Source organism: Kitasatospora sp. NPDC058444 (assembly GCF_042721415.1).
GTDB lineage: Bacteria > Actinomycetota > Actinomycetes > Streptomycetales > Streptomycetaceae > Kitasatospora.
Genome location: NZ_JBHXLL010000033.1, coordinates 52,214 through 71,955 on the forward strand (window position 1 = coordinate 52,214; position 19,742 = coordinate 71,955).

Below are 19,742 nucleotides of genomic sequence, written 5' to 3' on the forward strand. Positions count from 1 at the left end.
GGCCGACGCCGGGGTTACGATGAGTGACATGGCGGAGATGGCGGGCAGCGCGGTGAGATCCAGGGAACTGACGGTCGGTGAGCTGTCGGCCCGCAGTGGTGTTCCCGCCTCCACGCTGCGCTACTACGACCGCGAGGGCCTGATCCACAGCCGCCGCACCACCGGCAACCAGCGGCGCTACACCCGTGACACGCTCCGTCGGGTCGCCTTCATCCGGGCCTCGCAGCGCGTCGGGATCCCGCTCCAGGAGATCCGTGAGGCCATGGGCCTGCTGCCCGAGGCACGCACCCCCACCGGGAAGGACTGGGCCCAGGTCTCCGAGCGGTGGCGCCATGAACTCGGCCGCCGCATCGACCTGTTGGTGCGCATCCAGAACAAGCTCACCGACTGCATCGGCTGCGGCTGCCTCTCGCTGGAACGCTGCGCCCTGGTCAACCCGTGCGACGTCCTCGGCGGAGCCGGACCGGGCGCCGGCGGGCTCCAGTCCTAGCGCTTCCCCGGTCTGCCCTTCTCCTGTCCACCGGGGTCGGCCCCGGTCAGCTGCCGTAAGGCCGCTTCTCACGGGCCTCGCGCAGGGAGAGCCCCCACCAGGAGAGCCGGTCGAAGAGCGTCTTGGCGGCGGCGGTCGCGGCAGCGGGCTCCTTCAGCGCGCCGGTCTCGTCGAACTGCCCCCAGCAGTTGTGGAAGCTGACCACGTCGCGGACCGTGACGGCGTGCAACTCGGCGAAGACCTGCCGCAGTTGCTCCACCGAGCGCAGGCCGCCGCCGAGACCGCCGTAGGACACGAAGCCCACCGGCTTGGTCTCCCACTCCGCCCGGTGCCAGTCGATCAGGGTCTTGAGCGAGGCCGGGAAGCTGTGGTTGTACTCGGGGGTGACCACCAGGAAGGCCTCGGCGTCGGCCAGCCGCGGGGTGACCTTGGCGAGCGCCTGCGCCGCCTTCTCGCCGGGTTCGTAGGACAGTTCGTGCGGCAGCGGGTGGTCGGCGAGGTCGATCGGATCGACCAGCAGGTCCTCGCGCTCCTTGGCGAGCGAGGTGATCCAGTTGGCGACGGTCGGGCCGAACCGTCCCTCCCGGACGCTGCTGTTGATCACGGCGACGCGAAGTGCGGGGGCGGACATGGGGTTCCTCGGCTTTCTGTGGACGCGACCCCGGTTCGGGGCGATGTCCCAATGATCAAAGTTGAAGCGGGGTTACAGTCAAGCCGCTTCCTCGGCCGGTCCGACCGGTCGAGCGGCCGGCCGCCCAGCGGCGGGTGCGCCGGATCGGTCGAGTGCCTCTGGTGTTCCGGCGGCGCGGCACTAACATGAGTACCCCTCATATTCATGCCAGGAGGCTGCCATGCCGGACCGTTTCGACCTGCCGGTGGACTTCCGCTGGGGTGCCGCCACCGCCGCCTACCAGATCGAGGGCGCGGTGGCCGAGGACGGCCGCGGACCGTCCGTCTGGGACACCTTCTGCGCCCGCCCCGGCGCCATCCGCGACGGCCACTCGGGCGCGGTCGCCTGCGACCACTACCACCGGTACCCCGAGGACATCGCCCTGATGAAGGGCCTCGGGCTGGACGGCTACCGCTTCTCCATCGCCTGGCCCCGCGTCCTGCCCACCGGCGGCGGCGCGGTCAACCCCGCCGGCCTCGCCTTCTACGACCGGCTGGTGGACGCGCTGCTGGAGGCGGGCATCACCCCACTGCCCACCCTCTTCCACTGGGACCTCCCGCAGACCCTGGAGGACGAGGGCGGCTGGCTCAACCGCGACACCGCGTACCGCTTCGCCGAGTACGCCGCCCTCATGGCCGACCGCCTCGGCGACCGCGTCCCCGCCTGGATCACCCTCAACGAGCCCTTCGTCCACACCGTGTTCGGCTACGCCCTGGGCACCCACGCCCCCGGCCGCACCCTGATGTTCGAGGCCCTCCCGGCCGCCCACCACCAGCTCCTCGCCCACGGCCTGGCCGCCTCGGTCCTCCACGAGCGGGGCCTGGAGGCGATGCTCTCCAACAACCTCACCCCGGTCGAGCCGGCCTCCGACTCCGCCGAGGACGCGGCCGCCGCCGTGGCCTACGACGCCCTCCACAACCGCCTGTTCACCGACCCCGTCCTCCTCGGCCGCTACCCCGACCTCTCCGCCCTCGGCGTCCCCGACGACATCTTCGGCGCCGTCCACCCCGGAGACCTCGACCTCATCCACACCCCCGGCCTGGACGGCCTCGGCCTCAACTTCTACAACCCCACCCGCGTCGCCGCCCCCACCGACCCCGGCCTCCCCTTCGACCTCGTCGACATCCCCGACGTCCCCCACACCGCCTTCGGCTGGCCCGTCGTCCCCGACGCCCTCCGCCGACTCCTCGTCCAGCTGAAGGAGTCGTACGGCAAGGCGCTCCCGCCCGTCACCATCACCGAGAACGGCTGCTCCGTCGCCGAGGAGACCGTCCCCGACCAGCCCCGCATCGACTACCTGGCCACCCACCTCGACGCCCTCGCCCGGGCCATCGCCGAGGGCGTCGACATCCGCGGCTACTACACCTGGTCCCTCCTCGACAACTTCGAATGGGCCGAGGGCTACCACCAGCGCTTCGGCCTCGTCCACGTCGACTTCGCGACCCAGCAACGCACCCCCAGGGCCTCCTACGCCTGGTACCGCGACCTCATCGACGCCCATCGGACGGGCAGGCACGGTGGTTGAGATCCGGATCGGGTGTGCCGTCCGACAGGTTCGATGCAGGTCCGGGGGTCCTTGCGAATCAGGCTCATGGCCGCTCGGCGTACTCGAGGGGGCCATGGCAGGGGATTCGACGGATCCGGTGGTCTTCACCGGCGGTTCGCCAGTGGCCCGAGCGGGCGGAGGGCCGGTCCCCGGCGGCCCGTTCCAGACGCCAGGACGACGTCACCGTGGCCGGCCTCATCCTGCTCGGCCGTGTCTTGCCGCACGCCGTGGAGACGCCGGATGACCCGCAACGACACGTCCGAGTCCCGGTGGCTACCCCGACCCACCCCGTCGACACCCCCGGCGAACCGCACTGGTTCATCCGGGCGACGACGGGAGTACCCCGGTGCGGCCGCCGACCGGGAACGTTCGCCCGGCGGGCCCCTCGACCAGCGGAAGCCCTTCGCGGGCCGGAGGGGCTATGGTCGAATACATGGGAGAGCGACAGGTCGCACCCATGGCGCCGGACCTGGTACTGACGACTGCCGGCGACTCGCGGGTCCTCACCCCGAGCCGCTCGTACCACGTCGGCCGCGACCCGGTCAGCGAGATCCCGCTCAGTGACCCCCGGGTGTCCTGGCACCACGCGGTGCTGCACCTCGGCGACGGACACTGGATGCTGGACGATCTGGACAGTGACAACGGCACATGGTCCGGGGGGCGCCGGATCTCGCGCCTCGATCTCGGTGACCTCGGCACCGACAGTGTCATCCGGTTCGGCAGCCCCGGCGACGGCCCGGAGGTGGAGCTCACCGTGGCACCCCCGCAGCAGTCCGCCGTCCCGCGTCCCACTGCGCTGACTGCGATCACCGGCTCGTACCGGCCGCCCACCAGCATCCATCCGCTGATCGCCCGCACCCTGCGGATCGGCCGCGCACCCGACAACGACCTGGTCCTGGCCGACCTGGAGGTCTCCCGCCACCACGCCGAACTGCACACCACCGCCGACGGCCGGTACGCGATCACCGATCTGCACAGCCACAACGGCACCTACCTCAACGGTCAACCGGTGGTGGAGGCCGTGATCGGCCCGGGCGACCTGCTGGGCATCGGCCACTCGGAGTTCTGCCTGGTCGACGGCGAACTCCAGGAGTTCGTCGACACCGGCGACATCACCCTCGACGTGGCCGACCTGGTGGTCACGGTCGGCGACGGCCGGCTGCTCGACGGGATCAGCTTTCCGGTCGGCCAGGACTGCCTGCTGGCGGTCACCGGTCCGAGTGGCTCGGGCAAGTCGACCCTGCTGAACGCGCTCACCGGGCTGCGGCCCGCCGACGGTGGCACGGTGCGTTACGACGGTCGCGACCTCTACCGCGACTACGCCGAACTGCGCCACCGGATCGGCCTGGTGCCGCAGGACGACATCCTGCACACCCAGCTGACCGTCCGGCGTGCGCTCGGCTACGCCGCCGAGCTGCGCTTCCCCGGTGACACCGGGGCGGCCGAGCGGAACGCCCGGGTCGACGAGGTGATCGCCGAACTGGGCCTGGAGAAGCGGGCCGACCTGGTGGTCGCCAGCCTCTCCGGCGGCCAGCGCAAGCGGGTCAGTGTGGCACTGGAACTGCTCACCAAGCCGTCGCTGCTCTTCCTCGACGAGCCGACCTCCGGCCTGGACCCGGGGATGGACCGCTCGGTGATGCAGATGCTCCGGGACCTGGCGGACGACGGTCGCACCGTCGTCGTGGTGACGCACAGCGTGCTGAGCCTCGATCTCTGCGACCGTCTGCTGATGCTCGCCCCGGGTGGTCGCACCGCGTACTACGGACCGCCCGGCGACGCTCTGGAGTACTTCGGGTGCTCGCAGTGGCCGCAAGCGTTCGAGAACTTCGAGACCCAGGAGGACCGCGACTGGATGGGCGAGTACCGGGCTTCGCCCGCGTACCGCCGGTACATCGACCCCATGGAACGGCCCCGAGCCCCGGTCGCGCCGTCGGGGCCGGCCGAGTCGGACGGGGTGCCGCCGTCGGGGCCGGCCGAGCGGAGTGGTGTGCCCTCTGCACCGTCCGGGCAGCGCAGCCTGAGGCCCCCGCTGCCCGCGCGACGCCGTGCCGGGCCCGTACCGGCCGAGCCGCCCCCTCAGCCGCAGCGCTGGGACCGCCAGTTGGGCACCCTGGTGCGCCGCTACACCGCCGCACTGGCCGCCGACCGCACCTTCGTGGTGATCATGATCGCGCTGCCGTTCGTGATGGGCGTGTTGGCCCGGGCGTTGGCCGGCGGCAAGCTCACCGACAGCAGTGTGTTCAGTGCGCTGTTGATCCTCTGCGTCGGCGGGGTGCTCACCGGTGCCGCCAACGCGGTCCGCGAGCTGGTCAAGGAGCGGGTGATCTACCGGCGGGAGCGCGCCGTCGGGCTCTCCCGATCGGCGTACCTCTGCTCGAAGGTGGTGGTACTCGGCACGGTCACGGTGGTTCAGGCCGTGGTGCTCACCATGGTCGCGTTGGCGGGAGTGCGGCTCAGACCCGAGGGCGGCAGCGGGGTCTTCCTGCCGCCGCTCGCCGAGATCGTCATCGTGATGGCGCTGCTCGCCTTCGCCGGAATGATGCTGGGACTGCTGGTCTCGGCGCTGGTCGGCAAGGAAGAGGCCACCATGCCGCTGCTGGTGCTGCTGGCCATCGTGCAGGTCGTCTTCACCGGCACCCAGCTGCGCCTGTACGGGGTGCCGGGACTCGAACAGCTCTCCTGGCTGGTGCCGTCCCGCTGGGCGATGGCGGCGATGGCCGCCACCGTCGATCTGCACGCCATCTCGCCCGGCAACAACCTGGCGGCCGATCCGCTGTTCCGGCACAGCGCGGCGACCTGGCTGCTGAGCACCGGAATGCTGCTGGTGCTCAGCCTGGCCTACGGCCTGGTGGTCTACTGGCTCCTGCGGCGGACCGAGCCGGCGGTCATGCGTCGGGCCCGGAAGGCCGGCTGACGGACCCGCCCGTCAGCCGGACCGATCCGGGCACTGCGTCGTCGGAGTCGCCGTGACCTGCCCGGCACCCGTTCCGCCGGCGCAGGTCGTCGTCGCCGGGTCGTCGTCCGGGGCGCGGCTGCCGGTCGTCGCGGGCCCGGCCCAGCCGAGCGCCGGCTGCGCGACGCCGCGGAACGGAGCTATGCCTCGCGGTCGATCTCGCTCTCCCGGACCAGCCAGAGCGCCAGGGCCGCGCCGGCGAGGCTGACCACTCCGCCCAGCAGGAGCACGAGGTTGAGGCCGTCGAGGAAGCCGGCCCGGGCGGCGGTCGACGCAGCCGCCCGGGCCGGTTCGGGGAGCGCGGCGAGCGCCTGCGGCAGGCTGCCCGAGGACGCGGCCTCGACCAGTTCGCGTGGACGGGACCCTTCCGCGAGCGGCGTGCCCGTCGACAGCTCGTGGACCTTGTGGGAGCCCTGGGCGACGAAGACGGCCCCCCAGACGGCGATGCCGACCGCGATGCCGACCTGCCGGAAGGTGTCGTTGACGCCGGCCGCCATGCCGCTCTTCTCCTTGGGCACCACGCTCACCGCGACATCGGCGATCACCGGGTTGATCAGACCGACGCCCGCGCCGGCGACCAGGAACCCGGCCAGCAGGGCGGTCCAGGTGTCGTCGGGTTGGAGGTCGCCCATCAGCAGCAGGCCCGCGCCGACCGCGACGAGACCGACGAAGAGCATCAGCCGTGCCGGCACCCGGGAGAGCATCACTCCGGCCGCCGGCGCCACCAGGAAGCTGAGCACTGTGATCGGCAGGTAGCGGACACCCGCCGCGAAGGGCGAGAGTCCCAGGTAGTTCTGCAGGTACAGGGTCAGGTAGAGGAAGAGGGCGAACAGCGAGCTGGAGACCGCGAACGCGGCCAGCTGGACTCCGGGGTCCGGCGCCGCCGTCGACCGTACGCAATGCCGTTGCCCGAAGCCGGACAGGCACGGTCCGACGCGCGTGCCGAGCCCCTGTCCGGTGGAGGCCGTCGCGACGGTCACCGACTCGGCCTCCCGTCGGGGGCGCTGTCGAAGGCTCGACGTGCGAACGCGTACTGAGCCGGCATGCCGACGGCCGCGCCGGCGCGGGCGCTTGCGGGGCCCGACGGCCGACGCGCAACCGGAGTGGTCTAGTCCGATAGTCCATGAGGTGACATGGTGTTCGACGGGCGTAGGGGTTCGGTCAGCGTTTTGGTCTCGTCCACGTTGACTTCGAGACCCGGCAGCGCACGCCGAAAGCCTCGTACGGCTGGTACCGGGACGTGATCGCTGCCCGTCGGGCGAGGTTCGTGGAGTAAGCGGGCCGGGCGACCGCGCCGGCCGTCGTCCCGTCCTTCGCCGGTGACCGCCCCGTGCGGTTTCCCTCCGCGGTCATCGTGGCCGGCGAGGCCGCCTGGACGCTGGTGCCGCTCGCCGCCTTCCGCCGTGACCAGCGGACCGCAGGCGTCGTGGGGCGCCCGCGGTCCGCTGGTGCCACTACCCGACCACCGCCGGGGAGCGGGGCGCCTCGGGGGCGGGCTCCGGCTGGTAGAACTCGGTGTGTCCTTCGACGTGGAGGTGGGGCAGGCGGCGGTCCAGCCAGGTGGGCAGCCACCAGTTGCCGCGGCCGAGCAGGTGCATCACGGCCGGTACCAGCAGCAGGCGGACCAGCGTGGCGTCGATCAGGATGGCCGACCCCATGCCGACGCCGATGACCTTGATCGGCAGGTCGGGCGCCGGGACGAAGGCCGCGAACACGGCGACCATGATGGCCGCCGCCGCCGTGATCACCCGCGCGGTGCCCGCCAGTCCGCTGACGATGGACTCCGCGTTGTCGTCGGTGCGCAGCCAGGCCTCACGCATCCGACTCACCAGGAAGACCTCGTAGTCCATCGAGAGGCCGAACAGGACGGCGAAGGTCAGCACCGGGACGAAGGCCGGCAGCGGGGTGGGGCTGTCGATGCCGATCAACCGGCCGGCGGTGCCCCCTTCGAGGACGAGGGCGACCACGCCGTACGCGGCGCCGACGGAGAGCAGGTTCATCACAGCGGCCTTGAGGGCGACGGCGAGGCTGCGGAAGGCCACCAGGAGCAGGAGCATCGACACCGTGACCACGCCGCCGACGAGCAGCGGGATGCGGCGGGCGATGTTGTCGGTGCTGTCGATCGCGCTGGCGGTGGCCCCGCCGACGTGTACCCGGACGCCGGGGCCGACCGCAGCCGGGATGACGTGATCGCGGAGGTCGCGGACCAGGGTCTTGGTGGCGCTGGACTGCGGACCGCTGTCCGGGACGACGGTGAGCAGCAGCGAGCGGCCGTCGGAGCCGGGGACCGGAAGGGTCACGGCTGTGACGCCGGGCACCGCCTTCAGCGCGGTGGGCAGCGAGGCCGTCGCGTCGCTGGGGGTGCCCGGCGCCAACTCGGCGACCAGGACCAGCGGTCCGTTGCTTCCCGGTCCGAAGCCGGCGGCCACCGCGTCGTACGCCAGCCGGTTCGAGCGCCCGGCGGGGTCGTTGCCCGCGTCGGGAAAGCCGAAGCGCACGCCCAGGAACGGCGTCGCGAGGGCCAGCAGGACGACCACCCCGGTGACGGCACCGAGGACGCGGTGACGCTCGACGAGCCTGCTCCAGCGCAGCCAGCCGGCGCTCACCGCGCTCTCGCCCTGGGCGGCGCGGCGCTGGGGCAGGGGCAGCCGGAGGCGCTCGATGTGTCGGCCGAGGTAGCCGAGCAGGGCGGGGAAGAGAGTGGCGGACGCGGCGATCACGACGAACACGGAGAGGATCGCCGAGACCGCGGCGCCGCGCATGAACGACAGGCCCATCGCGAACAGCCCGAGCATGCTGACCACCACGGTCATTCCGGCGACCACGACCGCGCGGCCCGCGGTGTCCAGCGCGGCGACCGTGGCGGCCTCGGGTTCGAGCCCCTCGGCGCGCCACTCGCGGAACCGGGTGACCAGCAGCAGCGCGTAGTCGATGCCGACGCCGATGCCCAGCATCGCGGCGAGCGAGGTCGACCAGTCCGGGACCGGCATGATCGCGGCGAGGACCGGCAGCAGGGCGCTGCTGACCGCGAGCCCGCCGAGCGCGGTGAGCAGCGGCAGGCCGGCGGCCACGACCGAGCCGAAGGTGATCACCAGGATCAGGGCGGCGGCCGCGATGCCGATGCCCTCCGAGCCGATCGCGCCCTGCTCGGCCTGCTGGACCGTCATGCCGCCGAGGTGGACTCGCAGGCCGCCGTCGACGGGGCGGGCGAGGTCGAGCAGCCGCTGGGTGTCCGCCTTGGGCATGTCGGGGGCGACGGCGACGTCCAGGTGGATCTGCCCGAGGGCGGTGCGGCCGTCGGCCGCCACCTTGCCGCGCGGGCCGTACGGGTCGTCGATGCCGCTGACGTGCGGCACCTCGGCCATCCGGGCGAGCAGGTCCTTGACCCGGTCGCGGGTGGCGGCGTCGGTCACGCTGCCGTCCGAGGTCAGCACCAGGCTGATCGATTCACCGCCCAGCCCCGGGAAGTCCCGTGCCAGCAGCTGCTGGGCCTGCTTGGAGTCCGAGCCGGGTGCGGTGTAGTCGGCGCTGTACTTGGCGCCGAGGCCGGCCGAGAGGCCGAAGGCCGCGCCGGCGGCGAGCAGCCAGAGCAGCACCGTGCGGCCCCGGTTCCGGAAGCTCCAACCGGCTATTCGGCCGAGTGGGCCGGGCCTGTGTGACCCGCTCTCCCCGGCGGCTGTCCGCCGATCCTCGCGCAGTCCCTGGGACATGTGGTCCTCCGTGCGTCGTCAGGGGCTCCGCCCCCAGGCAAAGCGTTACGCTTCATAACGCGCCTTACGAAGCGTAACGTTTCCCTCGACGGGTACGGATTGTCAACGCGGTGACTGGCGCGGCGAGCGGATGGAGATGCGATGACGGGTGGGTCGACCGACGAGAGCGGGGGGCGGAGCCGCCGTGAGCGGCTGCGCGCCGACACGGTGGAGGAGATCAAGCGCGCGGCCCTGAGCCTGATCGTCGAGCGCGGCGCCGCGAACCTCCGCTTCACCGACATCGCCCGCAGCATGGGGATGACCCCGCCCGCGCTGTACCGCTACTTCGCCGACCGGGACGAGCTGCTCACCGCCCTCGTCGCCGACTCGTACGACAGCCTGTCGGACGCGTTGACGGCGACCCGCGGGACCGTGCCGCCGGACGACCTGGACGGACGCTTCGTGGCCACCTGCATCGGCTACCGCACCTGGGCGCAGCGGTATCCGGAGCGCTTCGCCCTCATCTTCGGCGCCCCCGTGCCCGGGTACGCGGCCCCACCGGACGGACCGACCGTGGCGGCCGGTCGGCGGGCGATGGAGCACATGGCCGAACTCGTCGCCGACACGGCCGAACGCGGCCGGCTCGGCAGCCCGCTGGTGCCGGACGCGACGGAAGCCCTGATGCTGGCCTGGGCCACCGTGCACGGCTTCGTCACCCTGGAGGCGCACGGCCACTTCCACACGCTCGACCAGCACGCGCGGGACCGCCTCTTCGCAGTCCAGGCGGGCGTCGCCGCGCGCACCGCAGGCCTGTCGCCGGCCGCGGACCAGTGGTGACCACAACCCGCGCGGCAGACAGCCATGGCTCGGGCGGAGCGGACGGCACCATCCGCGACTCCTACGCCCCCGACGCGCCGGCCGGTCCGGGGTGGCCGGCACGCAGCGAACTGAAGGCCCTTCTGTGCGATCACGCTCGTAGAAAGTGCAGGACGGCCAGGACGCGACGGTGCCCGTCGACGTCGACCGGCAGATCGAGCTTGGTGAAGATGTTGCCGATGTGCTTGTTGATCGCGGCGTCACTGATGAAGAGTTCTGCTGCCAGGTTCGCGTTCGACCTACCCTGCGCCATCAGGCTCAGTACCTCCCGCTCGCGCGCGCTCAGTCGTTCCAGCGGATCCTGGCGAAGACGGACCAGCTGGTGGATCACCTCCGGGTCCACCACCGTCCCACCATCGGCCACCCGGTCCAAGGTGGCCATGAAGTCGCTGACCGCGCCGATGCGTTCCTTCAGCAGATAGCCCACGGCGTGGCCGTTGTCCGAGTCCAGTAGACGTATCGCGTACGACTGCTCGACGTACTGGCTCAGCACCACCACCGGCAGCCGCGGGTACTCCCGGCGCAGTGCGACGGCTGCGCGCAGCCCGTCGTCGCTGTTCGACGGGGGCATCCGGACGTCCGTGACGATCAGGTCCGGCCGTTCGGCGCGGACGGCCTCGACCAGGGAATCCGCATCGCCCACAGCCGCGAGGGTCTGGTGCCCGAAGCGCTGCAGCAGGCCGACCAGGCCCTCCCGGAGCAGCACGGCGTCCTCGGCGACGATCACCCGAAGTGGCATGGGATCTCCACGTGCAAGAGGGTCGGGCCATCCGTCGGGCTCGACACGCGCATACGCCCGTCGACCGCGGTGAGGCGGTCGGCGAGTCCGGTCAGGCCGCTGCCCAGGGCGGGGGCCGCTCCGCCGTGACCGTCGTCCGAGATCTCCAGGACGAGAAGGTCGGCGTGGTAACGGCCGGACACCTTCGCGCTCGCGGCGCCGCTGTGACGGGCGATGTTCGTCATGGCCTCGCTGATCAGGTAGTAGACGTTGATCTCCACGTGTCGGGGCAGCCGCCCCGGCAGGTTCAGGTCCACCTCGACCGGCAGGGGGAACCGGCTGGCCTGCTCCCGCACCGCGGCGGCCAGCCCGTGGTCCGCCAGCACCGGGGGATGTAGCCCACGTACCAGGCTGCGCAACTCCTGGTGTGCGGCGGACAGTTGCTCCTGGGCTTCGGCCAGCTGCGCGCTCAGCGGCGATCCCGGTGGGATGTCCAGGTGCATCAGTCCGAGCGTCATCCCCAGGGAGATGAGCCGCTGCTGCGCGCCGTCGTGCAGATCCCGCTCGATCCGCACCCGCTCGGCGTCGAAGGCGTCCATCAACCGCACCCGGGACGCGTGCACCTCCTGCAGGGCGCTGCCGAGCTCCCCGTCGCGCGGGGCGAGCATGGTGCGGGCGAGCGCGGCGCGGGCGCCGGCCCAGGAGGTCACCGTGTACGGCGAGGCCAGCAGCACGAAGGCCCCGAAGACGGCCCATGGCCACGTATCGCCGTCGACCGCCTCGAAGCAGAGCGCCGGCATCCCGAAGGAGAAGAACAGCACCAGCAGGTCCAGCCACCACAGCGCGGCGGCTGACACCAGTGTGAAGCCCAGTTCGCGCCAGGTCACCTGCTCCTTCAACCGGGTGGCGATCCAGGCGCGCAGTCCCGGACCATTCGGCTTCCGGTGCGGGTTCGGGGTGTCGTCGAGGTCGACCAGTCGTAGCCGGCGCCGCTCGACGGTCGCCACGGTCACCGAGGAGAGGACGACGCCCACCAGCGGGGCCGCCCCGATCAGGACCACCAGCAGCACCAGACCGACCACCAGGCCGGCCACCAGCACCGCCACCGCGGCTGCGCCGACCAGTACTCCGCTCGCCAGGTAGGCCACCGAGCGCCACGGCCAACCGGAGGTGAGGAAGCTCAACGGACGTTGGGCCATCGCCTGCCAGGCCGTCTTGGGACGCATGCCAAGCACCATAGCCCGGGGGCGCGCGCGGAACGGTAGTGCCGGCAATACCTTTGGAGTAGAGCCCAGGTCAATGCTGGTGGTCCGCTGATTCGCTGGAATGCTCTGCGTGACGACTACGAAGCAGGCACCCGCGTCGGATGCGGTCCAGCTCTATACCGTTCGCAAGGTCTATGGCTCGGGCGAGCGGGCCGTGACCGCATTGGACGGTGTATCGCTCGGCTTTCCGCGCGGAACCCTCACCGCGATCATGGGACCGTCCGGTTCCGGAAAGTCCACCCTGCTCCAGTGCGCCGCCGGCTTGGACCAGCCGACGGATGGACGGGTGATGGTGGCGGGAGTGGACATCGGTGCGCAGACCGAGCGCGAGCGCACCAAGTTGAGGCGCGACCACATCGGGTTCGTCTTCCAGGCCTTCAACCTGGTCGAGTCGCTGACCGCCGCGCAGAACGTCGAGCTGCCGTCCCGTTTCGCCGGCCGCAAGGTCAGCCGCGACCAGGTCGCCGCGGCACTGCGCGCGGTCGGTCTGGCCGACCGGGCCGGGCACCGCCCGAGCCAGCTTTCCGGCGGCCAGCAACAGCGTGTCGCCCTAGCCCGGGCCCTGGTCACCCGCCCCGACGTGCTCTTCGCGGACGAGCCCACTGGCGCGCTGGACACCAAGACCTCGCGCGAAGTGCTGCGTCTGCTGCGCCAGTTGGTCGATCAGGAGGCGCAGACCACGATCATGGTCACGCACGACCCGGTCGCCGCCGCGATCGCCGACACCGTCGTCTTCCTCAAGGACGGCCGGATCGCCGACCGGGTGACCCTGAGCCCCGAGTCCACCACCCGCAACGCCGCCGCCATTTCGGCCCACATGACCCGGCTGGAGTCCTGATGCTGGTCATCGCCAACGTACGCGAGCGCTGGACGAGTTTCCTCGCCTCGTTCGTGGCGGTCCTGGTCGGCGTCGCGCTGATCTCGACCACCCTGGTCATCTACGACTCGGCCAAGCCGACCGTCCTGCCCCGGCTGGAGGCCGCCGCCGCCCTGGCGCTCCCGCCGCAGGCCACCGACCGCAACGGCAGCCCCAAGGACCGGATCCCGTGGGGCAAGGCCGAAGCGGACGCGCTCGTCGGCAAGCTGCGCGCGGTGCCCGGTGTGGGCTCCGTCGTGGTCGACCGCACCTTCTACGCCCAGGCCTTCCGGGAAGGCGCACCGGTCCGCGACGACGGCGCCGCGGACGCCGGCCACGGCTTCTCCAGCACCAGGCTCGCCCCGTACGAGCTGGTCTCCGGCCGGGCCCCGAACGCCGACGACGAAGTGGTGGTCGGCCAGGCGCTGGGTGTCGCGGCCGGCCGGAAGCTGACCGTGAACCTCACCGCCGGACGCAGCGACTTCACGGTCGTCGGCACGGTCGACGGCCCCGGCTTCTACTTCAGCGACGAGGCCGCCGCCCAGCGCGAGCCAGGGGTGGGAGTGATCGCCCTGCTGGCCGCCCCCGGGGCGTCGACCGGCGAGCTGACCGCGGCGGCCCGCTCCGCCGTCGGGGACCAGGGCAGCGTGGTCTCCGGCGACGGGCGCTCCACGATCCAGCCCCAGCACCTCGACCACAAGCGTTTCCTCGGCACCCAGCTGATCGCCGCGATGGCGACCCTGGGCCTGTTCACCACGGCGTTCGTGGTCGCCTCCATGCTGGTCCTGGCGACCGGGCTCCGCCGCCGCGAGATCGGCCTGCTGCGGATGATCGGCGCCAGCCCCAGCCAGGTGCGTCGGATGGTCCTCGGCGAGGCGGCCGCCGTCGGCCTGCTCGGATCGGTGGCCGGCTGCCTGGCCGGTGTCGCGGCCGCGCCGCTGCTGCGCGACATCCTGCTGCGGCTGGACGTCGCCCCGCCGGACCTGGCGGTGCGGGTGGCGGCGTGGCCGCTGCTCACGGCCACCGCGATCGGCGTCGGCGTCAGCGTGATCGGTGCGTGGGCCGCGAGCCGGTCGGCCGCCAGGGTGGCCCCGCTGGAGGCGCTGCTGGAGAGCCGCTCCGGCAACCGGTCGATGAGCCGAGCTCGGTTGGTCTCCGGTCTGGTGGTACTCGGCCTCGGGCTGGTGTTCGCGGTGATGACCGCCACCGCGGCCGCGGACAACCGGGTCAACATGGCGATCGCCGCGACCATGGTGCTGATCGTGGCGGCCGCACTGCTCGCACCGGTCTTCGTCGGGCCGGTGGGCCGGGCGGTGACCAGCCCCTTCGGACGGTCGAGTTCGGCCGGTCCGATGCTCATCCGGGCCGAGTTGACGGCGAGTTCGCGTCGCGCCGCGTCCATGGCGGCGCCGGTGATCGCCGCCGTGGGGTTCGCCGTCCTGCTCAGCGGCATGGTCGAGACGATGCGGGTGGCCTACCCGGCCGGCGACGCCCTGAAGCTCGCGGGCCAGGTGATCGTCACCAACGACGGCACCCCCGGCAACACCGACGAGGTGGTCGCCGCCAACCCGGTGGGCAAGGCCTCCCTTCCGACCCGTGCGTTCGTGCACAAGGCCGACGGCTCCACCGTGGTGATCGACGCGCTGGGCTCACGCGAACCGAACTGGGACCGGCCCGGCCAGGTGGTGCTCGGCGAGTCCATCGCGACCTGGCTGGGCGTCAAGGCCGGGGACCAGTACCCGGTGCGCTTCGCCGACGGCGCCACCGTGCGACTGCGCATCGCCCAGGTCCTGCCGGACGACCCCGCGCGCGGTGACTTCGTGATGGCCCGGAGCCTGGTCCGCGAACACGATCCGGCCGCATTCAACGACGACGTCTTCGTCCCCGAGCAGGTGGAGCCGGTCGCGATCCCCGGGACCGCCGTGCACGACGCCGTCCAGTACGCCCTGGACGACTACAACACCGACGCCCGGCTGACGAACAGCCTTGCCGCGATGCTGATCGTCATCGTGGTCGGCTACAGCGTGATCGCCGTCGCCAACAGCATGGCGATGGCCGCACACGGCCGGCGCCGCGACTTCGCGGTGATGAAGTCCGCCGGCGGCACGATCAAACAGCTGCTGGCGTTCGCCGTCGGGGAGACCTCCCTGGTGGTCGGCGTCGGCGCGGTGCTCGGCGTCCTGGTGACGCTGCCGCCGCTGGCCGGGATGGCCTCCGGGCTCTCCCAGGTCACCAAGGCGGACGTCGGGCTGAACCTGAGCCTCTCCACGCTGGCCGCGGTGATCCTCGGATCACTGGCCCTGGCGATCACCGCGAGCGTGGTGGTCACCTGGGAGACCGTGCGCCGCGCGGTGATCTGAGAGCTTGATCGGAGATCGGGGGAGCTCTTCAGGGCCGGCCGACAGAATGACAGTCTGTTCGACGGGTCGAGGCCCGGCGACCGACGACGCGCACCTGCCAGGCGGGGTCGCGCAGCAGCAGGGCGGCCACGTGCGAGCCGATGAATCCGGTGGCACCGGTCAGCACCACCCGGCGCGGTGTCACATCCATGGCCGTCCCCGCTCCGGGGTGACGCGGATGTGCGGCAGCGCGTCGGCGGAGGCGACGCCGGGCAGCAGGTAGCGCCACAGGGAGACGATGCGTTCGGGGAGGTCGGACCAGCCCGCCGAGATCTGCGACTTCAGCTGGGTGCCGGTGAACGCGGCCACCAGGACCTCGGCGAACTCGGCCCCGTCGACGTCCTCGCGCAGTTCACCCCGTTCGCGGGCCACGTCCAGTTCGCCGCGGAAGCGCTGTGCCCACCAGCCGTACGCCGAGTCGTCGTTCTGGGCGGGGCCGCCCTGGTCGACCGCCAGACGCACCCCGGCCCGCAGCAGCGTGTTGCTCTGCAGCTCGATGGCGAGGGTCAGCGTGACGTCCACGAGCTGCTGCAGCCCCTGCGGTTCCTCGGGCAGTCGCAGGTCGCTCGCCTGCTCCAGCATGACGGCCCGGGCGAGGTCCTCCTTGGACTTGAAGTGGAAGTACATCGCCCCGGAGGTCAGGCCGGCCTTCGCCAGGATGCGGTTGATCCCCGCGCCGTGGTAGCCGACCTGATCGAACACCTCGGCCGCGGCGCACAGCAGCGCGGCCCGTGTCCGCAAGGCTTGTTCGTGTTTGTGTCCACTCGTCATCCGTGCGTAGTCCGCCTGTCATGTCGGGCAATAATTCTGGATACAGAACGATCTCTATGTTACACATGAAGGTATCGCCGACGGGTCGTCGAGGCGGCCCGGCGCCTTCAATAGGGGTCTTTCATGCCTGTCTGCAAGGAAATCGACCACAGCCGTTCGGGCGACGCCGGCGATCCCGGCATCACGGGCGCCGGTACCGCCGACGCCACTGACGCCACTGACGCCGCCGACGGCAGCGCCTCCGTCGAGCCGTGGCAGGTGCACAAGCTGCGCCCTGACGAGGTGTACCTCACCCGCTGGCGCCGTACGGCGCCCGACGCCTTCCACATACGGGCCCGGCGTCCGTTACGGCACCCGCTCTACCGGGGCGCCCCGGACTTCGACCCGCTCCTGCTCTGCGAGACCGTCCGTCAGACCTTCCCGCTGCTGTGCCACGCCGCGTACGGCGTGCCGCTGGGACACCAGCTGATCTGGGAACGCATCCGCTACGACATCCACGCCGCCGCGTACGCCGGGGTCGATCGCGGCCCGGAACTGGAGCTGGACGTCCGCTGCTTCGACCTGTCCTACCGCGGCAAGCATCCGGCGGCCCTGTCCCTGTGGGCGCTCGTCACCTGGGGCGGCCTGCCGGTGGCCACGGCCGACACGCGGTTCACCGTCCAGTCCCGGGCCGTGTACCAGCGGCTGCGCGGTGCGTACGCCGACACCGAGGCCGCCGTGGCGAAGGCCTTGCCCGCCCCCGCGCCGGTGCCGTGCGCGGGTACCGGCCGCCACCGGGCGAGCGACGTGCTCCTCACCTCCACGGCCGACGGCGGCCGACGGCTCCGGGTCGACCCGAGCCACCCGATCTACTTCGACCACCCCGTCGACCACGTGCCCGGCATGCTGCTGCTGGAGGCGGCCCACCAGGCGGTCGGCGGCGCCGTCAGCACGCTCGACTGCACCTTCCACCGGTACGTCGAGCTGGATGCCCCCTGCGCGATCGTCACCACCCCGCTGGACCCCGACGCCGACGCCGACGCCGCCCCCGACGCCGACGCGCGACCGGCCGACCGCGGGAGCGGAGCGACGAGAAGGACGAGGATCACGGCCGTCCAGGACGGCCGGCGGCGCTTCACCGCCGACCTCGTCCCCTACGCCGCTCCCGTCCTGGCGGACAGCGGCCGGGTCGTACGGTGAGCGACGCACCATGACGACGGCCCATGGGTCACGCCGGCAGGATCCGGAGACGCCTCTCTGGGATCTCAACCTCAAGCATCTTCAGGCGTTCCTCGCCGTCGCGGACACCCTGAGCTTCACCTCCGCGGCGGCCCAGCTCGGCAGCAACCAGCCGACCCTCACGCGCTCCGTGCAGCGTCTGGAGGAGCAGCTGGGCGTCCCGCTCTTCCTGCGCACCACCCGTCAGGTCGCCCTCAGCCCGGCCGGGGCCCGGTTGCGGGACCGGCTGCAGGACCTGCTGCCCCAGCTCCAGCAGGCGCTCGATCCGGAACCGTCCAGCCCCGTCCTGCGGCTGGGGTTCTCCTGGCTGCTTCCGGACGGCTGGGTGCACGAGGCGATCGTCCGGTTCGAACGGGAGAGCGGCGCCCGGGTGCAGTTGCACCGCCGGGACGACCGCTGGGCGGGCGTGGACCGAGCGGTCGTGGACATCGCGCTGCTGCGCGGTCACCCGCCGGCCGACCGGATGAAGGCCACCAGGCTCGGCACCGAAGGGTGTGCCGCGGCCGTCCCCCACCGCCACCCCCTGGCGGGCCGCCCGTGGGTGGACTGGACGGAGTTGGGCGACCACCCGCTGGTGGTCAACTCGACCGGCCGGGCCCTCCTGGACCCGGACGGGCGGCTGGGCGCCGAGCACCCGCGGATCGTGCACTGCGACAACTTCGACGAGTGCCTGGAGTCGGCGGCGGCCGGACGGGGCGTCAGCGTGATGCCCGATCTCGTCCTGCAGCGCAACCTCCACCCCGCCCTGGACTTCGTGCCGCTGCGCGGTGCACCGAGCATCCCGCTGTCCCTGATCCGCCCCGCCCAGGGCGCGCACCCGCTCGCCGAGCGTTTCACCGAGGTGACCCGGGGCGTCCTGCTGTCCCGCCGGTCCAGGCGTGCGGCCGTGGGCCACAGCCCGGGCGCCGGGGCCGGCCGGGTGCTGGCGGGGCGCTGAGCCGGGCCGGGGGAGGCGACGGCCCGTGTCGTCCGGGGCCCGGCGCCGGGGGGAGCGGCGCCGGGCCGGGTGGGGGGGGGCGCCCCCCCCGGCCCCCGGGGGGGGCGGCCCCCCGGCGGGGGGGGCGCGGGGGGGGGGGGGGGCGGGGGGGGGGGGGGGGGGGGGGGGGGGGGCGGGGGGGGCGGCGGGGGCGGGGGGGGGCCCGGCCGGCCCGGGGGGGGGGGGGGGGGCCCCCCCCCCGACGGGTGTGCGTCGACGGGTGTGCGTCGACGGGTGCGCACGGATGTGCGCCGAGCGGTGTGTGCCGACGGGTGTGCGCAGGCCGGTGTGCCCCGACGTCACTCGTCGCCCGCACCGCTCCTCTTCAGGGCCTCGGCGTTGACCGCGCCGGGGACGGGCTCGCCGGCGAGGGCCAGGCGCACCGCCTTCGCCGCCTCCCGGCCCGCCCGTTCCTGCGCCTCCCGCGTGCTCGCCCCCAGGTGCGGGGTGGCGACGACGGTGGGGAAGGAGAGCAGGGCGTTGCCGACGGCCGGTTCGACGGCGTACACGTCGAGTGCCGCCCCGGCGATGCGCTCCTCCTTCAGCGCGACGGCCAGCGCGTCCTCGTCGACGATGCCGCCGCGCGCGGTGTTGACGAGGATGAGGGAGGGGCGGGCCAGCCGCAGTTCGGGCTCGCCGATGAGCGCCGTGGTCTGCGGCGTCTTGGGCACGTGCACGGTGACGACGTCGCTCTCGGCCATCAGCTCGTCCAGCTCGACCAGCCGGACACCCAGGTCCCCGGCCCGTCCGCGGGTCACGTACGGGTCGTGGGCGAGGAGCCGCATGCCGAAGGCGGCGAGCCGGGTGGCCACGAGGGCGCCGACGTGTCCGAGGCCCACGATTCCGGCCGTGCTGCCCGCCAGTTCCCTGCCCTGCAACCGGGACCGCTCCCAGCGGCCCGCCCGCAGGGACGCGTCGGCGGTCACGACCTGGCGGGCGGCGGTGATGATGAGGCCGACGGTGAGTTCGGCCACGCTGAGGACGTTGGAGAGCGGTGCGTTGGCGACGAGGACGCCGGCCGCGGTGGCCGCCTGGACGTCGACGTTGTCCAGGCCGACCCCGGCGCGGGCCACGATCCGCAGCCGGGGCGCCGCGGCCAGTGCCGCCGCGTCCACCAGGGTGCCGCTGCGGATCAGCAGGGCGTCGGCGTCGGCCAGCGCGCGGTGCAGTGCCCGCGGATCGCGTCCGTCACAGCTGCGGACGTCGTGGCCGTCCAGTTCGGCGAGCGCTTCCGGGGCCAGCGGGTCGGCCACGACGACGACGGGTTTCCCCACGGTGGTGTGCTCCTCGGGTAGGTGCGGCGGGCGGTTCGGTG

16 protein-coding genes and 1 pseudogene are annotated in these 19,742 nt (G+C 72.5%); 9 read left to right on the forward strand and 8 right to left on the reverse strand.

Annotated elements, in window-relative coordinates:
- The first annotated feature begins 37 nt into the window (after positions 1-37).
- On the forward strand, positions 38-490 hold the full coding sequence (gene soxR, locus ACFWP2_RS28260; protein WP_380456558.1) for a redox-sensitive transcriptional activator SoxR: 453 nt from the start codon (positions 38-40) through the stop codon (positions 488-490).
- Between the two features lie 46 nt (positions 491-536).
- On the opposite strand, the gene ACFWP2_RS28265 is transcribed toward soxR, so the two are convergent.
- Positions 537-1,121, reverse strand: coding sequence for an NADPH-dependent FMN reductase (locus tag ACFWP2_RS28265; protein ID WP_380456489.1), 585 nt, complete (start codon positions 1,119-1,121; stop codon positions 537-539).
- Positions 1,122-1,341: 220 nt separating this feature from the next.
- On the opposite strand from ACFWP2_RS28265, the gene ACFWP2_RS28270 reads away from it, so the two are divergent.
- Both ACFWP2_RS28270 and ACFWP2_RS28275 read left to right on the forward strand, forming a co-directional pair.
- The gene (locus tag ACFWP2_RS28270) at positions 1,342-2,685 is read left to right on the forward strand and encodes a GH1 family beta-glucosidase (RefSeq protein WP_380456491.1); all 1,344 of its coding nucleotides are present in this window, start codon (positions 1,342-1,344) and stop codon (positions 2,683-2,685) included.
- Positions 2,686-3,139: 454 nt separating this feature from the next.
- Entirely contained in the window at positions 3,140-5,620 is a 2,481-nt protein-coding gene (locus ACFWP2_RS28275; RefSeq protein WP_380456493.1) for an FHA domain-containing protein, read from the forward strand.
- Between the two features lie 179 nt (positions 5,621-5,799).
- Here the strand turns inward: ACFWP2_RS28275 and ACFWP2_RS28280 are convergent, their stop codons facing one another.
- Positions 5,800-6,639 (reverse strand): MFS transporter, encoded by an 840-nt coding sequence (locus ACFWP2_RS28280; protein WP_380456495.1) that lies wholly within the window; start codon positions 6,637-6,639, stop codon positions 5,800-5,802.
- 173 nt (positions 6,640-6,812) lie between these two features.
- Between ACFWP2_RS28280 and ACFWP2_RS28285 the strand changes: the two are divergent.
- Positions 6,813-6,935, forward strand: a pseudogene (locus ACFWP2_RS28285) (family 1 glycosylhydrolase); the annotation flags it as partial.
- Positions 6,936-7,113: 178 nt separating this feature from the next.
- Here ACFWP2_RS28285 and ACFWP2_RS28290 read toward each other — a convergent pair.
- Positions 7,114-9,255, reverse strand: coding sequence for an MMPL family transporter (locus ACFWP2_RS28290; protein WP_380456497.1), 2,142 nt, complete (start codon positions 9,253-9,255; stop codon positions 7,114-7,116).
- Between the two features lie 255 nt (positions 9,256-9,510).
- Here ACFWP2_RS28290 and ACFWP2_RS28295 point away from each other — a divergent pair, with 255 nt between their 5' ends.
- Positions 9,511-10,185 (forward strand): TetR/AcrR family transcriptional regulator, encoded by a 675-nt coding sequence (locus tag ACFWP2_RS28295; protein WP_380456499.1) that lies wholly within the window; start codon positions 9,511-9,513, stop codon positions 10,183-10,185.
- A gap of 130 nt (positions 10,186-10,315) precedes the next feature.
- Here the strand turns inward: ACFWP2_RS28295 and ACFWP2_RS28300 are convergent, their stop codons facing one another.
- A complete protein-coding gene (locus tag ACFWP2_RS28300) occupies positions 10,316-10,963 on the reverse strand; it encodes a response regulator (protein WP_380456501.1) in 648 nt (215 codons plus the stop codon).
- A complete protein-coding gene (locus tag ACFWP2_RS28305; protein ID WP_380456503.1) occupies positions 10,948-12,168 on the reverse strand; it encodes a sensor histidine kinase in 1,221 nt (406 codons plus the stop codon). The genes ACFWP2_RS28300 and ACFWP2_RS28305 overlap by 16 nt, the downstream gene beginning before the upstream one ends.
- A 100-nt stretch (positions 12,169-12,268) precedes the next feature.
- Between ACFWP2_RS28305 and ACFWP2_RS28310 the strand changes: the two genes are divergently transcribed.
- Positions 12,269-13,045 carry an ABC transporter ATP-binding protein gene (locus tag ACFWP2_RS28310; protein WP_380456505.1) on the forward strand — a complete coding sequence of 259 codons (777 nt, stop codon included), beginning with the start codon at positions 12,269-12,271 and terminating at the stop codon, positions 13,043-13,045.
- Positions 13,045-15,423, forward strand: coding sequence for an FtsX-like permease family protein (locus tag ACFWP2_RS28315; RefSeq protein ID WP_380456507.1), 2,379 nt, complete (start codon positions 13,045-13,047; stop codon positions 15,421-15,423). The genes ACFWP2_RS28310 and ACFWP2_RS28315 overlap by 1 nt, the downstream gene beginning before the upstream one ends.
- A 28-nt stretch (positions 15,424-15,451) precedes the next feature.
- Here ACFWP2_RS28315 and ACFWP2_RS28320 read toward each other — a convergent pair whose 3' ends face one another.
- Both ACFWP2_RS28320 and ACFWP2_RS28325 read right to left on the reverse strand, forming a co-directional pair.
- Entirely contained in the window at positions 15,452-15,613 is a 162-nt protein-coding gene (locus tag ACFWP2_RS28320) for an NAD-dependent epimerase/dehydratase family protein (protein WP_380456509.1), read from the reverse strand.
- A complete protein-coding gene (locus ACFWP2_RS28325) occupies positions 15,604-16,203 on the reverse strand; it encodes a ScbR family autoregulator-binding transcription factor (RefSeq protein ID WP_380456511.1) in 600 nt (199 codons plus the stop codon). Before ACFWP2_RS28325 ends, ACFWP2_RS28320 begins: the two co-directional genes overlap by 10 nt.
- 153 nt (positions 16,204-16,356) lie before the next feature.
- Here ACFWP2_RS28325 and ACFWP2_RS28330 point away from each other — a divergent pair, with 153 nt between their 5' ends.
- Together ACFWP2_RS28330 and ACFWP2_RS28335 are read left to right on the forward strand one after the other, a co-directional pair.
- Positions 16,357-17,412, forward strand: coding sequence for a ScbA/BarX family gamma-butyrolactone biosynthesis protein (locus tag ACFWP2_RS28330; protein WP_380456513.1), 1,056 nt, complete (start codon positions 16,357-16,359; stop codon positions 17,410-17,412).
- A 10-nt stretch (positions 17,413-17,422) separates the two neighbouring features.
- Positions 17,423-18,388, forward strand: coding sequence for a LysR family transcriptional regulator (locus ACFWP2_RS28335; RefSeq protein WP_380456515.1), 966 nt, complete (start codon positions 17,423-17,425; stop codon positions 18,386-18,388).
- Between the two features lie 338 nt (positions 18,389-18,726).
- Here the strand turns inward: ACFWP2_RS28335 and ACFWP2_RS28340 are convergent, their stop codons facing one another.
- Positions 18,727-19,701: a hydroxyacid dehydrogenase gene (locus ACFWP2_RS28340; RefSeq protein ID WP_380456517.1), complete on the reverse strand. Its 975-nt coding sequence runs from the start codon at positions 19,699-19,701 to the stop codon at positions 18,727-18,729.
- Between the last annotated feature and the right edge of the window lie 41 nt (positions 19,702-19,742).